Genomic DNA, 15,638 nt, shown 5'->3' with positions numbered 1-15,638 from the left:
GACTATGAAAATTAGCGACGGAAACTGGCTGATCCAGCCTGGCCTTAATTTGATTCACCCGGTTCAGGTGTTCGACGTTGAACAGCACGGGAATGAGATGGTGATCTATGCCGCGCCGCGTGATGTCCGCGAACGAACCTGGCAACTGGATACCCCGTTGTTTACCCTGCGCTTTTTCTCGCCGCAGGAAGGAGTGATAGGTGTACGGATGGAACACTTCCAGGGCGCTTTGGATAACGGCCCACATTACCCACTCAATGTCTTGCAAGATATCAACGTAGAGATGCAGAACAACGCTGAATTTGCCGAACTCAAGAGCGGCAGCCTGAGCGTGCGCGTCACCAAAGGCGAGCTCTGGTCTCTGGATTTTCTGCGTAACGGTGTACATATCACCGGTAGTCAGTTGAAAAATAACGGCTATGTGCAGGACACCAATAGCGGGCGCAACTACATGTTCGAGCGTCTGGATCTCGGCGTGGGCGAAACCGTCTACGGGCTTGGCGAGCGTTTTACCGCGCTGGTGCGTAACGGTCAGACGGTGGAGACCTGGAACCGCGACGGCGGCACCAGCACCGAGCAATCGTACAAGAATATCCCGTTCTATATCACCAACCGTGGCTACGGTGTGCTGGTAAACCATCCGCAGTGCGTGTCGTTTGAAATTGGCTCCGAGAAAGTCTCCAAAGTTCAGTTCAGCGTCGAGAGCGAGTATCTGGAATACTTCGTCATCGACGGCCCGACCCCGAAAGACGTGCTGAACCGCTATACCCAATTTACGGGTCGTCCGGCGCTGCCGCCCGCCTGGTCGTTTGGCCTGTGGCTGACCACCTCATTTACCACCAACTACGACGAAGCGACCGTTAACAGCTTTATCGACGGTATGGCCGAGCGCAATCTGCCGCTGCACGTCTTCCACTTCGACTGTTTCTGGATGAAAGCTTTTCAGTGGTGCGATTTTGAATGGGACCCGGTGACTTTCCCCGATCCGAAAGGGATGATTCGCCGCCTGAAAGCGAAAGGGCTGAAAGTCTGCGTGTGGATTAACCCCTACATCGGCCAGAAATCCCCGGTCTTCCAGGAGCTGAAAGAGAAAGGATATTTGCTAAAACGCCCGGACGGCTCCTTGTGGCAGTGGGATAAATGGCAGCCGGGACTGGCGATTTACGACTTCACCAACCCGCAAGCCTGCGAATGGTATGCCGACAAGCTGAAGGGCCTGGTGGAGATGGGAGTGGACTGCTTCAAAACTGACTTCGGCGAACGCATTCCAACGGATGTGCAGTGGTTTGATGGTTCAGATCCACAGAAAATGCACAACCATTATGCCTACATCTACAACGAACTGGTGTGGAACGTGCTGAAAGAGACCGTGGGCGTTGAAGAGGCGGTGCTGTTCGCCCGTTCCGCCTCGGTGGGCGCGCAACAGTTCCCGGTGCACTGGGGCGGCGACTGCTACGCCAACTACGAATCGATGGCGGAAAGCCTGCGCGGCGGGCTGTCCATCGGCCTGTCAGGGTTTGGCTTCTGGAGTCATGATATTGGCGGATTCGAGAATACCGCGCCGGCGCATGTCTACAAGCGTTGGTGCGCATTCGGCTTGCTTTCCAGCCACAGCCGCCTGCACGGTAGCAAATCCTACCGGGTTCCGTGGGCCTATGACGACGAGTCCTGTGACGTGGTGCGCGTCTTCACCGAACAGAAGTGCCGGATGATGCCATATCTGTATCGGGAAGCGGCGCGCGCCAACGAAGCCGGTACGCCAATGATGCGGGCGATGATGCTGGAGTTCCCGGACGATCCGGCGTGTGATTATCTTGATCGCCAGTACATGCTGGGAGATGCGGTCATGGTAGCGCCGGTATTTAGTGAAGCGGGCGACGTGGAGTTCTACCTGCCAGAAGGCCGCTGGACGCACCTGTGGCGCAACGATGAAGTACAGGGCAGCCGCTGGCATAAACAGCAGCATGACTTCCTGAGCCTGCCAGTGTACGTGCGTGACAATACACTACTGGCGCTGGGCAACAATAGCCAGAAGCCCGATTACGCCTGGCATGAGGGTACGGCCTTCCAGTTATTCCATCTGGATGACGGCTGCGAAGCGGTCTGCGAAGTCCCTGCTACGGATGGTTCGACAATCTTTACGCTGCAGGCGAAACGCACAGGCAATACCATTACGGTGAGCGGCGAAGGCGAGGCGCGCAACTGGACGCTGTGTCTGCGTAATATTACGCAGATTAGCGGTACCAAATGCGGTTCATATGCGGGAAGTGAACTGGGCGTAGTGGTCACCCCGCAGGGAAATGAAGTGGTAATTACGCTTTAAATCTGAATCGCCGGATGGCGCTGTGAGCTGCGCTTATCCGGCCTACAAATGAGCAAGAACCGTAAGCCCGGTAAGCGCCACCGCCACCGGGCAAGCCCTCAATTACAGCGCTGGCTCCGTTGACGTAACTTCCCCGCCGGACACCACGCCCGCTTGCATCGTCTGCGTTATCTGCTGCTTTTGTGCGTTGACCGCGTGTAATTGCCCGTTTACCGTCGGTTTCAACGGCGCATCGGCCTGAATATTGCCGCTGGCCGTGAGCTGAATATTGCCATCGCCAGCAATCGGTAATGCCGGCCAGCCCCACTGCTGTAGCACATCCATTGGTACGCCGCGTCCGTTCAGGCTGATTTGCGTCTGACGCTGCGGCAGTTGCGATACGCTGGCAGTGGCTTCCAGTATCCCTTTTCCAGTAAACGCGCTCAGATCGCTGATGTTGACTGTGCTGGCATTAGCCGTCAACGACAGCGACGGGCGGCGCACGTCCACACGGTTAAAGGTTGCCGCTGTGGCGTTGAGGGTCGCATTGCCGCTCCAGACGCCCCATTGATGATGTTGTACCAGCTCCAGGTTTGCGCCGTAGCCGTCCAGAGCGGTGATTTGCCACGGGAAGGCCGGGTCGATATCAATCACCAGATTGCGGCTGGCGCTGAATTTTTTCAGCGTCAGGCTGTTCAACCAGTCGGGCAGCGGCTTCATCCATAACTGCTTCCAGTTTTCCGGCAGCGTATACTCCAGCCCGGCGATAGCGGTATCGTCCAGAATAAGCGCTTTGCCTTCGCGTAACCAGGCGCCGGAAGTTCTGACCATACCGCCTTCCCAGCGGGTAGTGAACTGGCGTAGCGCAACGCCCTGTGGTGAAAATTCGGCGTTCAGGATTGGATCGAGCAAGTGCAGCGAGCCGTAAATAAACTCGCTGGCGTTCATCGATAATTTACCTTCCTGACTTTGCCAGTCTTCTTTGCGCAGAGTCAGATTGCGCAAACTCAGGTCAAGATCGGTGACTGCCCAGTCTGGTCCTTGCAGGCTGGAGTCCGTCACTTCAAGACGACCAATCTGCAAAGATGGAACCGTAGTAAGCGGCGCGAAAAACTCGCTCAGGGATTTATCGCTTTGTAACCGAATATCATTCAGCCGCAGATTTTCAACGACCCAACTACCGTCAGCGTTACGCCGGGCGACGCCGGTTAACGCTCCGCGCGCCATATCGGCGCCGACGGTGTTTAACATCACCTGATTATGGTCGATACTGCCTTCAATAAGCACATTCGTGGCGGGAACGTCGTTTAACGTCAGCGAACCGGCGCTCAGTTGGATCTGGGCTTTATTGCCCAATACCCGACCGGCTTCGGGGCGCCAGGGCATAACGCCGCCGTTAACGCGCTGGGCGCTCAACCGCCATTCGCTACCGGGACTATTGAGCGCCATATTGCGAAGTTGCAGGCGGTCGGCCTCAAACGGGAAAGGGGCGGTTTGCACTGAAATATTCAGCGTGCCGTCCTGTAACAGAATCGTGTCGACATGCAGCGGCGCGGTTAACTGGCGAATGCTCAGACCGATATCTACGGTTTTCGCGACCAGGGTAGCAGGCTGACCATCACGACCAAAGGTCACATTCTCCAGTAAAAGATGGGATGGGGCGGAAAAACGATGATCCATCACGTCGAATGTGAGGTGATAACCGCTGTTCTCTGATACCCAGTTGCTGACATGATCTGCGCCCCAGCGCGTTTGCAGCAGAAAATAAAAGCCGAAAATCACCACTAAACAGGCGATCAGCACGTAGAGAAGCAACCTCCCAATCAATTTCATGGTCTTCCATCCCGTGAAATGCACATAGGGGATTTATGCACGATTTGCGTGCAATCCTCAAGACAGGAATGGTGAAAGAGCGTTACAGCAGCGGCGAATCGTGTCGCCGCCGCAGGGTTTTTACGGTTTTTCCTGCGGGAGAATCAGGTTCAGCACGATAGCCGTGATGCCGCCAGCGGCAATTCCGGATGAGAGCAGATTTTTCACCCATTCCGGCGCGAACTGCAGGATCTGCGGCTGTTGCGAGACGCCAAGACCCACGGCCAGCGACAGGGCGATAATCAGAATCGCGCGGCGGTTCAGCGGCTCACGCGAGACAATACGCACCCCGGAGGCGGCAATGGTGCCGAACATCACCAACGTGGCGCCGCCGAGCACCGGTTCCGGGATATGCTGCACAAAACCGCTTACCGCCGGGAACAGGCCGAGCACAATCAGCATCAGCGCGACGACAAATCCCACATAGCGACTGGCGACGCCGGTCAACTGAATTACGCCGTTGTTCTGACCGAAACAGGAATTCGGGAACGTATTAAATACCGCTGAAACAAATGAGTTCAGGCCGTTAGCCAGTACGCCGCCCTTTAGCCGTTTCATGTACAAGGGGCCGGATACCGGCTGCTCGGAGACATCAGAGGTGGCGGTGATGTCTCCGATGGTCTCCAGCGACGTAATCATAAAGACCAGCATCAACGGCAGTAACAGGTTCCAGTCAATGCCCAGACCATAATACAGCGGGGTCGGCACCATCAGGATGTCCTGCGAGACCGGCGCGTTATTCTCAGGCAACATGCCCATAAACCAGGCCAAAAGATAGCCTGCCGCCATGGCAATAACCAAAGAAGCCACGCGCAGGTAGGGATTACGTTGCCGATTCAGCAGGATGATAATGGCCAGGACGACGCCGGCCAGTAACAGGTTTTTCGGTGCGCCAAAGGTGTTGTCGCTCATGGCGGCATAGCCGCCGCCGATGGAAGTTAGCCCCACCTGAATCAGCGACAGGCCAATAATCATCACCACGACGCCGGAGACTAACGGCGTGATAATCCGGCGCGCCAGATGTAGAATGCGAGAAAGCACCATCTCGGTGCAGCTTGCCAGCATCAGCGTGCCGAACAGCGCCGCCATCATCGTCGGGACGTCCGCGCCGCCGGTTTTCAGCGCGGTACCGCCCATAATCAGCGGGGCGACAAAGTTAAAACTGGTTCCCTGGATGGATAACAGCCCCGATCCTACCGGCCCCCACGCTTTGATTTGAATAATAGAGGCTACGCCGGAGGCGAACAGCGACATGCTGATAATGTGCTGCGTATCCTGCGCCGGTAAACCCAACGCCTGGCAGATTAACAGCGCTGGCGTGATTACCGCGACAAACATGGCCAGCAGATGCTGACAAGCGGCAAAAAGGGTTTGAGGGAGCGGCGGGCGATCTTCAAGACGGTAAATTAATTCGCTGTTTTGCGTCTGCGCAACCGGTTGCGCATCTGCCGGCTCGATGGCGTTAACGGACATCAGGGACATTCTCGTGGTGGAAAAGCGGTGATTTTATCTGACCAGATGGTAAAAGCAAACGATTGCGAGCGAATATTCTTAATATTTAAAAAAGATAAATGCACCTTTTTATATAACTTTTTGCCTTTTTCTGCTTAAAATCCATGCCGAAGACTCGCAAAGAGCTAAAAAACTGACTCAGGAAATGATTTGTGCGCACGTGTCACAGCGCACTACAGGAGCTTTAAATGTTTGAACTCGATACCTTATCGACCCTTGTCGCCGCCACGCTGGTGCTGCTACTGGGTCGCAAGCTGGTCCAGTCTGTCTCCTTACTGAAGAAATATACGATTCCGGAGCCGGTGGCAGGGGGGTTACTGGTCGCGGTTGCTCTGCTGGTACTGAAAAAAAGCGTCGGTTGGGAGGTCAACTTTGATATGACCCTGCGCGATCCGTTGATGCTGGCGTTTTTCGCGACGATCGGCCTTAACGCTAACCTTGCCAGCCTGCGCAAGGGGGGACGCGTTGTTGGCGTCTTCCTGGTCGTCGTGGTCGGATTACTGCTGATGCAGAATGCCATCGGTATCGGCATGGCGAGTCTGTTGGGGCTGGACCCGTTAATGGGGCTGATTGCCGGGTCAATTACGCTGTCCGGCGGACACGGTACCGGCGCGGCGTGGAGTAAACTGTTTGTCGAACGTTATGGTTTTGCCAATGCCACCGAAGTTGCGATGGCATGTGCAACCTTTGGCCTGGTGCTGGGCGGGTTGATTGGCGGCCCGGTAGCGCGTTATCTGGTGAAACACTCCACCACGCCGGATGGAATGCCTGACGATCAGGCCGTGCCGACAGCCTTTGAAAAGCCGGATGTGGGTCGTATGATCACCTCTCTGGTGCTAATCGAAACTATCGCCCTGATTGCTATCTGTCTGACCGTGGGCAAAATCGTAGCGCAGCTACTGGCGGGAACGGTGCTTGAACTGCCGGTCTTCGTTTGTGTGCTATTTGTTGGGGTGATCCTCAGCAATGGCCTGGCGCTGGTGGGTTTTTATCGCGTATTTGAGCGTGCTGTTTCGGTGCTGGGGAACGTGAGTTTGTCACTGTTCCTGGCAATGGCGCTGATGAGCCTGAAGCTGTGGGAACTGGCGTCGCTGGCGCTGCCGATGCTGGCGATTCTGGTGGTACAGACCATCTTCATGGCGCTGTACGCGATCTTCGTCACCTGGCGCATGATGGGGAAAAACTATGATGCGGCGGTGCTGGCGGCGGGTCACTGCGGTTTTGGCCTTGGCGCAACGCCGACCGCCATTGCTAATATGCAGGCGATTACCGACCGTTTTGGCCCCTCGCATATGGCGTTCCTGGTGGTGCCGATGGTCGGCGCGTTCTTTATCGATATCGTCAATGCGTTGGTGATCAAGCTGTACCTGATGTTACCGATTTTCGCGCAATAAGGGTTTGTACGGCGGCATTAAAGCCGCCGTGCTCACTAGGCGTTGGAATAACGTTCGGTTTCCGGCATCCAGCGCTCAATCAGCGCTTGTGCCTGCTGCGGATAACGTTCGTGAATATGACGGGCAATACGCTGAACTTCGGGGATCATGGCTTGATCGCGCAGCAAATCAGCTACTTTAAATTCGGCGTTACCCGTCTGGCGCGTGCCCAGTAATTCCCCCGGGCCGCGAATCTCTAAATCTTTTTGTGCAATCACAAAGCCGTCGTTGCTGTCGCGCAATACCTGTAAACGCTTCTGCGCCGTTTTCGACAACGGCGATTTATAGAGCAGCACGCAGTGCGACGCGACCGCGCCACGGCCAACGCGCCCTCTGAGCTGGTGTAACTGCGCCAGGCCCAGTCGCTCCGGGTTTTCAATAATCATCAGGCTAGCGTTAGGAACATCGACCCCCACCTCAATCACCGTAGTGGCGACCAGCAGATGCAGTTCACCCTGCTTAAAGGCCTGCATCACCGCCTGTTTTTCGGCGGGCTTCATGCGGCCGTGTACCAGGCCAATATTCAACTCCGGTAACGCCAGCTTGAGCTCCTCCCAGGTGGCTTCCGCCGCCTGCGCTTCCAGCAGGTCGGACTCTTCAATCAGCGTACAGACCCAGTAGGCCTGACGGCCTTCGGTTGTGCAGGCGTTGCGCACACGATCAATGATTTCATGGCGACGGGTATCCGGAATCGCAACGGTAGTGACAGGGGTACGGCCCGGCGGTAGCTCGTCAATCACCGAGGTATCGAGATCGGCGTAGGCAGTCATCGCCAGGGTGCGCGGTATGGGCGTTGCGGTCATAATCAACTGATGCGGATGAAAGCCCTGCTGCTGGCCTTTTTCCCACAGCGCCAGACGCTGGTGGACGCCAAAGCGGTGCTGCTCATCGATAATGACCAGCGCCAGCCCGTTAAACTGCACCTGTTCCTGAAAGATAGCGTGGGTGCCGACAATCATCTGCACCTGACCGCTGGCAATAGCCTCTTGCTGCGCCTGACGCGCTTTACCTTTTTGCTTACCTGCCAGCCAACCCACTTCAACGCCCAACGGTTCGAACCAGTTGCGGAAATTATTTGCGTGCTGTTCAGCCAGCAATTCGGTCGGCGCCATCAGCGCCACCTGCTTACCGTGGGCAATAGCGCGCAAGGCGGCAAGCGCCGCAACCAGCGTTTTCCCTGAGCCGACGTCGCCCTGAACCAGACGCATCATCGGTACATCCAGCGCCATATCACGTTCTATCTCTGCCACCACCCGCGCCTGCGCGCTGGTGGGTTTAAACGGCAACGACGCCAGCAGCTTGTCTTTCAATATGTTGTTGGTACTTAGCGGCTGAGCGTGGTAGCGCTGCGCGCCTGCGCGAAGCGCCAGCATACTGAGATTATGCGCCAGTAGCTCTTCAAGAATAAGCCGCCGCTGCGCCGGGTGTTTGCCGGTTTCTAAATCGGCGAGCTGGAGCGTCGGCGGCGGGCGATGCAAGGTACGTAGCGCCTCCGGCAGGCTCATCATACCCTGCGCCAGTTCCGGCGGCAGTAGTTCGGCAATGGCGCAGGTGTCGAGCAACTCCAGCGCCTGATCGGTAAGCTTGCGCAGTGTCGCTTGCTTCACGCCCTCGGTGGTCGGATAGACGGGGGTGAGCGTTTCCTGAAGTTCCGGCGTGCTGAGATCGCCCTGCAGGCGATATTCCGGATGGATCATCTCTGCGCCATACTTGCCGCGCTTCGCTTCCCCGTAGGCCAGCACACGTCGCCCCGTCGCCAGGCTGTTTTTCATCGCCGCGTTAAAATTGAAAAAGCGCATGGTAAGAATGCCGGAACCGTCGCTAATCTGGCAGGTCATCATCCGACGACCGCCGAAAGTGATATTGCAGTTCAGCACTTCACCTTCAACGGTGGCGTAGATGCCAGGCAGCAGTTCGCCAATAGGGTAGAGATGGGTACGGTCTTCGTAACGCAGAGGGAGGTGGAGCAGGAGGTCCTGCACGGTATGCAGGCCAATTTTCGCCAGTTTACTGCTTTGCGCTGCGCCGACGCCTGTCAGGGAATTGAGCGGAACAGCGTCTAACAAGCGGCCTGACATGGTGATTACCCTGCCGCCTGCATCGTCGCCCACCAGTCAGCATCGGCGTCGATTTCGCCCTGCTGATTGACGCGAGGATAAGGCAGACCTTTACGTTTAGCGACTTTCGCCAGCACCGGATAACCACCCTCAAACAGCAGGCGCTGCTGTTCATCTTCCGGCAACATGCTATTTTCACGCAGATACATGCCCGCGTTCTGACGCTGGCGCTGGGCTTCATAAAGAATGAGCGCGGAGGCGACGGAAACGTTCAGCGACTGTACCATACCGATCATCGGAATGATGATATCCCGATCCGCCAGGTCTAATGCTTCCTGCGTAATACCGGTTTTCTCCTGACCCATCAGAATACAGGTCGGGCGCGTGTAATCAATCTCGCGAAAGTCTACGGCCTTATCAGAAAGATGGGTTGCCAGAATCTGCATTCCCCGACCTTTCAAATGGGCTACCGCATCGCCAATGGTACGGTGAGTTTTCACCTGTACCCAACTGTTGCTGCCCGCCGCCGCGGAAGCCATGGTGCGCATCCGGCTACCAGGCCAGATGGCATGGACTTCATGGACGCCAACGGCATCTGCGGTACGAATGATTGCAGAAACGTTATGAGGTTTGTGGACTTGCTCCATGCAGACCGTGAGATCAGGCTGACGCCTGGCGAGCATTTCGCATATACGCGCATAACGTTTTGGATTCATAGCGCTAGTTTCGGTTACGGGTGACTTTAATAACGTCTGGCATCACGCGGATTTTGCGCATGATATTCGCCAGATGTACGCGATCGCGTGCGGTAAGGCGAATAAAGGTACTATAGACGCGACCATCTTTCTCTTCAGTATTCAGGCTTTGAATATTGGAGGTGGTGGTATTAATCGCCGCCGTCAGGTTAGCCAGCGCGCCCTGATGGTTAAACATTTCCACCTTGATTTCGGTAATGAATTCCTGCTCCGTCTCTTTGTCCCATTCGACCGCCATAAATTTCTCTGGCTCTTTCTGGTATCCACGGATATTACGGCAGGATTCATGGTGGATCACCAGTCCTTTACCTGGGCTGACGTGAGCGATGATCGGGTCGCCTGGGATCGGACGACAACACTTCGCAAAGGTGATAAGCACACCATCCGCGCCTTTAATCGGCAGGTGGCCGTGATTCGATTGCGCAACGGTCGGCACCACGGCTTCGCCTTGCTGCAGATTTTTCGCGACCACTACGCTCATCGCGTTGCCGAGACCGATTTCCGCCAGCAGATCGTCAAGCGTTGCCAGCTTCATACGATCCAGTTCGCGCTGAATATTTTCCTGCGGAATTTCCGCCAGCTTACGACTACCGCCTAAAGCATGGTTAAGCAGACGACGGCCCAGGCTTACGGAGTCATCACGTTTGAGGTTTTTCAGCAACTGACGAATTTTAGCGCGCGCTTTAGAGCTGACGACAAAGTTCAGCCAGGCGGCGTTGGGACGCGCGCCCGGCGCGGTAATAATTTCGACGGTCTGACCGCTGCTAAGCGGCTGCGACAGCGGATAAGGCTGGCGGTCGACACGCGCGCCGACGCAGGCGTGGCCGATGTCAGTATGCACTGCATAGGCAAAATCCACTGGCGTAGCGCCAGCGGGCAGTTCGACAATGCGCCCTTCCGGGGTGAAAACGTAAATCTCATCCGGGAAGAGATCGGATTTTACGCTTTCGATAAATTCAAACGAACTACCGGCGCTCTGTTGTAGCTCCAGCAGGCTCTGCATCCAGCGCTGGGCGCGGATCTGCGCCGTGGTGCTGGTCTCACCGTGTTCTTTATACGCCCAGTGCGCCGCGACCCCCATTTCCGCCATCTGATCCATATCTTCGGTACGGATCTGGACTTCAACAGGAACGCCGTGCGGGCCGATCATCGAGGTGTGCAAAGACTGATAGCCGTTCGCTTTGGGAATGGCTATATAGTCTTTCACGCGTCCCGGACGCGGCTTATAGAGACTGTGCATCTGGCCGAGTACGCGATAGCAGGTATCGGAATCATGAACGATGACGCGGAAAGCGTAAATGTCCATGATCGAGTGAAAACGCTGCTCTTTGAGCACCATTTTGCAGTAGATCGAGTAAAGATGTTTTTCGCGACCGCTAACGCGACACGGAATTCCCGCCTCTTGCAAACGTCCTTCGATTTCAGAGAGGATTTTTTGGATCATCTCTTTACGGTTGCCGCGCGCCGCTTTTACCACTTCTTTGATGACGCGGTAACGATTGGGATACAGCGCTTCAAAGCCCAGCTCTTCCAGCTCGGTTTTGATGTGATGAATACCTAAACGGTGCGCCAGAGGACTGTAGATTTCCAGCGTTTCACGGGCAATACGACGACGTTTATCCGGGCGTAACGAGCCCAGCGTGCGCATGTTATGGGTACGGTCAGCAAGCTTAATGAGAATGACGCGGATATCCTGCACCATCGCCATAATCATTTTGCGAAAGTTTTCGGCCTGCGCCTCTTTCTTATCGCGGAACTTGAGCTTATCAAGCTTAGACACCCCCTCTACCAGCTCGGCAACGCTTTTACCGAAAAGCTGTTCCATGTCCTGATAGGTGGCGGGGGTATCTTCAATCACGTCATGCAGCAGAGCGGCCATCAACGTTTCGTAGTCGAGTTTCATCTCGGCCAGAATACAGGCCACCGCTACCGGGTGCGTGATATAGGGTTCACCGCTTGAACGTGTCTGGCCCTCGTGAGCGTCACGTGCAACGAGATACGCCTGCCGAAGACGCTTAATCTGGTCTTCCGGCAGGTAGGTTTGAATCAGTTGATTCAGGCTTTCAAACAGATACAAGGGCGACCCGCTTTGTGATTAACGACGACCTTCAGCAATAGCGGTAACGGCTTGTAATTCAGCGGCTTCCTGCTCTTGCTGTTCCTGGCGCTCGCGGACGTCAAGGATCTGGTTGTTAATCAGACCTTCTTCGATTTCGCGCAGCGCGATAACGGTAGTTTTATCGTTTTCTTCCGGTACCAGCGGATCCTTTCCGCCTACCTGCATCTGACGAGCGCGACGCGCGGCGACCAGTACCAGGTCAAAACGGTTACCAATTTTCTCTACAGCGTCCTGAACAGTTACGCGTGCCATACTTAAAATGCTCCACAGGTGAAGAAATGACTGGGCATGATACTGAAAGTGGGTTCAGTCTGCCAACAATTTGCTGATTAAAGCGTCATGACGCTGCTTTTGGCGGCTCATACGCAGACGTTCAGCGCGAATGATGGTTTTCAAGTCGCTTAACGCGGTATCAAAGTCGTCATTCACAATAAGATAATCATATTCGGCGTAATGGCTCATTTCTGCAACCGCTTGCGCCATTCGTTTGGCAATGACTTCTTCGCTATCTTGCCCGCGGCCGCGTAAACGGCGATCCAATTCGATCTTTGATGGCGGCAAAATAAAAATGCTGCGTGCTTGCGGCATCTTTTCGCGAATTTGCTGGGCGCCCTGCCAGTCGATATCCAGAAAAACATCAACGCCGGTTGCCAGCACTTGCTCAATGGTTTCGCGCGAAGTGCCGTAGTAATTGCCAAACACTTCCGCGTGCTCCAGAAACGCCTCCCTGCCAATCATGGTTTTAAACTCATCATGATTTACAAAGAAATAGTGCTCACCGTGCACTTCACCCGGACGCGGCGCGCGCGTGGTATGTGAAACGGAAACCTGAGTGTCATACAACGGTTGGGTTTTTAATAAAGCCTGAATCAGGCTGGATTTACCCGCGCCACTGGGGGCAGAAACAATATAAAGCGTACCTTGAGCCATGAGTATCTTACGTCTGTGATTATCGAAATAGAGCCTTGATACGGGCTTATTATACACATCGCCGTTATGCGACGTAGTCTTTGTCACACTTTTTGCGCCAGATTATTGCATTTTGCGTCCCTTTTTCCGCTTTTATCGCGTCGTTGCAGCAACCCACCAAAAAATCTGGAAAGCGGCTCGGATGATGCATTTTTACCTGTCGGTTTTTATTCACTAAAGCGCTATACCTGCCGGGCAATGTGCGCAGGAGGTCGTGATGAGATTATGGAAAAGTATGGCGTGGGGAATTTTATTGTGGCATTCGCAGAGTGGGGCGCTTTGCCCGGCCTGGCCGCCAGCAAGGGCCGCTGAAGAAATCGCCCGTTTACAGCAACAGCTCGCTGACTGGAATGACATCTACTGGAAACAAGGGGTTAGCGCGGTTGACGATAGTGTGTACGACCAACTCAGCGCAAGACTGGTTCAGTGGCAACGCTGTGTTGGTCAGGATGTTTCATCTACTCCGGTTTCACCGCCGTTAAACGGTACAACAATGCACCCTGTTGCGCACACGGGCGTACGTAAACTCGCGGACCGACAGGCGGTAGAACAGTGGATGCGCGGGCGCAGCGAGCTTTGGGTACAGCCAAAAGTGGATGGCGTAGCGGTAACGCTGGTTTATCAAAACGGTAAACTGACCAGGGCTATCAGCCGGGGTAACGGACTACAAGGCGAGGACTGGACGCCAAAAATTCGCCTGATCCCCTCTATACCGCAGACAACACAAGGCGCGCTTGCTAACGCGGTGTTGCAGGGCGAAATCTTTCTACAGCGCGAGGGGCATATCCAGCAACGGATGGGCGGGATGAATGCGCGCTCGAAAGTCGCAGGAATGTTAATGCGCCAGGATAACGCCTCCACGCTAAATTCGTTGGGTATTTTTATTTGGGCGTGGCCGGACGGTCCGGCAAATATGCCCGAAAGATTAAGCCAACTTGCTAAGGCTGGATTCAGTCTGACGAAGAAATATTCCCTGGTGGTAAAAGATGCCAGCGAGGTCGAGCGGGCGCGCCAGTCATGGCTGACGTCAGCGTTACCCTTTGTGACGGATGGCGTAGTGATACGCATGGCTAAAGAACCCGCGTCACAATACTGGCGACCCGGGCAGGGCGACTGGCTGGCAGCATGGAAATATCCGCCAGTAGCGCAGGTCGCGCAAGTGAGCGCTATTCAGTTCTCGGTGGGGAAAAGCGGCAAAATTACCGTAGTAGCGTCGCTTGTCCCCGTTATATTGGATGATAAGCGGGTTCAGCGGGTCAATATCGGCTCTGTGAAACGTTGGGAAGCGTGGGATATCGCGCCGGGCGATCAGATCCTGGTGAGTCTGGCGGGGCAAGGCATTCCCCGGCTTGATGAGGTCGTCTGGCGGAGTCGTGAGCGGAGTAAACCTGTACCGCCTGATAGCCATTTCAACTCGCTGACCTGCTTTTACGCGTCGGCAACGTGTCAGGAACAGTTTATCTCCAGGCTGGTATGGCTGGGGTCACGGTCGGCGTTGGGTCTGGACGGAATGGGCGAAGCCAGCTGGCGGGCCTTGCATCAGACGCATCGCTTTGAGCATATCTTCTCCTGGCTTGCCCTGACGTCAGCGCAAATAGCCAACACGCCAGGCTTTGCTAAAGGAAAAAGCGAGCAGATATGGCGGCAATTTAACCTGGCGCGCCGGCAGCCGTTTACCCGCTGGATCATGGCGATGGATATCCCCTTAACGCAGGCCGCATTACAGGCCAGCGGCGATCGCTCATGGGAGCAGTTATTAATGCGAACAGAGCAACACTGGCGGCAGTTGCCAGCGACGGGCGAGCGCCGTGCCGGGAGAGTTATCGACTGGCGGGATAATCCGCAGATCAAAACGCTGAGCAGATGGCTGGCTGCTCAGCATATTCCAGGATTTGGGTCTTAGTGCCCTTCATGGCGGTAATAAAATACCGGCAGGCCAAGTTTAAGACGTAGCGCTAATAACCTTGCTGTAAAGCCAAACAGTAGCGTAGAGATAACGACGACATCCGGATTCATGACGTAATGTTGCAGCGCAATATAGAGCACCGCCGAGGCGAACGAAATGCCGGCATATAGCTCTTTTTGAAACACCAGTGGAATGCGTTTGCAGAACATATCGCGGAGCACGCCGCCAAAGACGCCGGTAGTGACGGCGGCCACCACGGCGATAATTGGCCCTTCGCCCATATCAAGGGCTATCTGAGCGCCAATAATAGAGAAAACCACCAACCCCAGCGCGTCAAGTACCAGGAAAAGCTTGCGTAAATAGGGCATGACGGGGGCAACAATGGTGGTCAATACAGCGGCAGTCGCCACAATAATGACATATTCGGGATGCTTCACCCAACCCAGCGGATAGTGACCGAGCAGAATGTCGCGAACCGAGCCTCCACCAATGGCGGTGGCGGTAGCAATAATAATTACGCCGAATGTATCCATGCGACGACGACCCGCAGCGAGTGCGCCCGTCATGGCCTCGGCAGTGATGCCAATTAAATAAAGAACGTGCAACAGCATGATTTCCCCCTAATTTACTGGGGGCGAAGATTAACGATTTGTGCGCTGTATCACGATTGAGATTTTCTAAGGCATTACACGATTAATAAATTTTAGTAATGA

At 55.1% G+C, this 15,638-nt stretch carries 11 protein-coding genes; 3 read left to right on the top strand and 8 right to left on the bottom strand.

Translation table 11 applies throughout. From position 1 onward, the window contains the following. Positions 1 to 4: 4 nt before the first annotated feature. Positions 5 to 2,323 (top strand): alpha-xylosidase, encoded by a 2,319-nt coding sequence (gene yicI, locus ACLJQJ_RS19475; RefSeq protein ID WP_063809485.1) that lies wholly within the window; start codon positions 5 to 7, stop codon positions 2,321 to 2,323. A 102-nt stretch (positions 2,324 to 2,425) separates the two neighbouring features. On the opposite strand, the gene ACLJQJ_RS19470 is transcribed toward yicI, so the two are convergent. Next, positions 2,426 to 4,135 carry an AsmA family protein gene (locus ACLJQJ_RS19470; protein ID WP_063809484.1) on the bottom strand — a complete coding sequence of 570 codons (1,710 nt, stop codon included), beginning with the start codon at positions 4,133 to 4,135 and terminating at the stop codon, positions 2,426 to 2,428. 120 nt (positions 4,136 to 4,255) lie between these two features. Then, positions 4,256 to 5,647, bottom strand: a complete 1,392-nt coding sequence (xanP, locus tag ACLJQJ_RS19465) for a xanthine/proton symporter XanP (protein ID WP_063809483.1) — start codon at positions 5,645 to 5,647, stop codon at positions 4,256 to 4,258. Positions 5,648 to 5,874: 227 nt separating this feature from the next. Between xanP and gltS the strand changes: the two genes are divergently transcribed. Further along, positions 5,875 to 7,080 carry a sodium/glutamate symporter gene (gene gltS, locus ACLJQJ_RS19460; protein WP_000462250.1) on the top strand — a complete coding sequence of 402 codons (1,206 nt, stop codon included), beginning with the start codon at positions 5,875 to 5,877 and terminating at the stop codon, positions 7,078 to 7,080. A gap of 35 nt (positions 7,081 to 7,115) precedes the next feature. Here the strand turns inward: gltS and recG are convergent, their stop codons facing one another. The 5 genes from recG to gmk are packed head-to-tail and all read right to left on the bottom strand — an operon-like array spanning position 7,116 to position 12,980. Next, complete coding sequence (recG, locus tag ACLJQJ_RS19455; RefSeq protein ID WP_000016748.1) at positions 7,116 to 9,197, bottom strand: ATP-dependent DNA helicase RecG; 2,082 nt, start codon at positions 9,195 to 9,197, stop codon at positions 7,116 to 7,118. Between the two features lie 5 nt (positions 9,198 to 9,202). Then, the gene (gene trmH / locus ACLJQJ_RS19450) at positions 9,203 to 9,892 is read right to left on the bottom strand and encodes a tRNA (guanosine(18)-2'-O)-methyltransferase TrmH (protein ID WP_001068436.1); all 690 of its coding nucleotides are present in this window, start codon (positions 9,890 to 9,892) and stop codon (positions 9,203 to 9,205) included. Positions 9,893 to 9,896: 4 nt separating this feature from the next. Continuing rightward, positions 9,897 to 12,008 carry a bifunctional GTP diphosphokinase/guanosine-3',5'-bis pyrophosphate 3'-pyrophosphohydrolase gene (spoT, locus tag ACLJQJ_RS19445; RefSeq protein ID WP_000280481.1) on the bottom strand — a complete coding sequence of 704 codons (2,112 nt, stop codon included), beginning with the start codon at positions 12,006 to 12,008 and terminating at the stop codon, positions 9,897 to 9,899. Positions 12,009 to 12,026: 18 nt separating this feature from the next. Continuing rightward, the gene (gene rpoZ, locus ACLJQJ_RS19440) at positions 12,027 to 12,302 is read right to left on the bottom strand and encodes a DNA-directed RNA polymerase subunit omega (RefSeq protein ID WP_000135058.1); all 276 of its coding nucleotides are present in this window, start codon (positions 12,300 to 12,302) and stop codon (positions 12,027 to 12,029) included. A gap of 54 nt (positions 12,303 to 12,356) precedes the next feature. After that, a complete protein-coding gene (gene gmk, locus ACLJQJ_RS19435; protein ID WP_000046966.1) occupies positions 12,357 to 12,980 on the bottom strand; it encodes a guanylate kinase in 624 nt (207 codons plus the stop codon). Positions 12,981 to 13,236: 256 nt separating this feature from the next. Between gmk and ligB the strand changes: the two genes are divergently transcribed. Beyond that, entirely contained in the window at positions 13,237 to 14,922 is a 1,686-nt protein-coding gene (gene ligB / locus ACLJQJ_RS19430) for an NAD-dependent DNA ligase LigB (protein WP_063809482.1), read from the top strand. On the opposite strand, the gene ACLJQJ_RS19425 is transcribed toward ligB, so the two are convergent. Next, on the bottom strand, positions 14,919 to 15,536 hold the full coding sequence (locus ACLJQJ_RS19425) for a trimeric intracellular cation channel family protein (RefSeq protein ID WP_000924334.1): 618 nt from the start codon (positions 15,534 to 15,536) through the stop codon (positions 14,919 to 14,921). The two genes, ligB and ACLJQJ_RS19425, sit on opposite strands and share 4 nt — an antisense overlap. Positions 15,537 to 15,638 lie beyond the last annotated feature (102 nt).

Source organism: Salmonella sp. SAL04202 (genome assembly GCF_046550775.1).
Taxonomy (GTDB): Bacteria; Pseudomonadota; Gammaproteobacteria; order Enterobacterales; family Enterobacteriaceae; genus Salmonella; species Salmonella enterica.
This window is presented reverse-complemented; position numbering and strand designations above follow the sequence as displayed.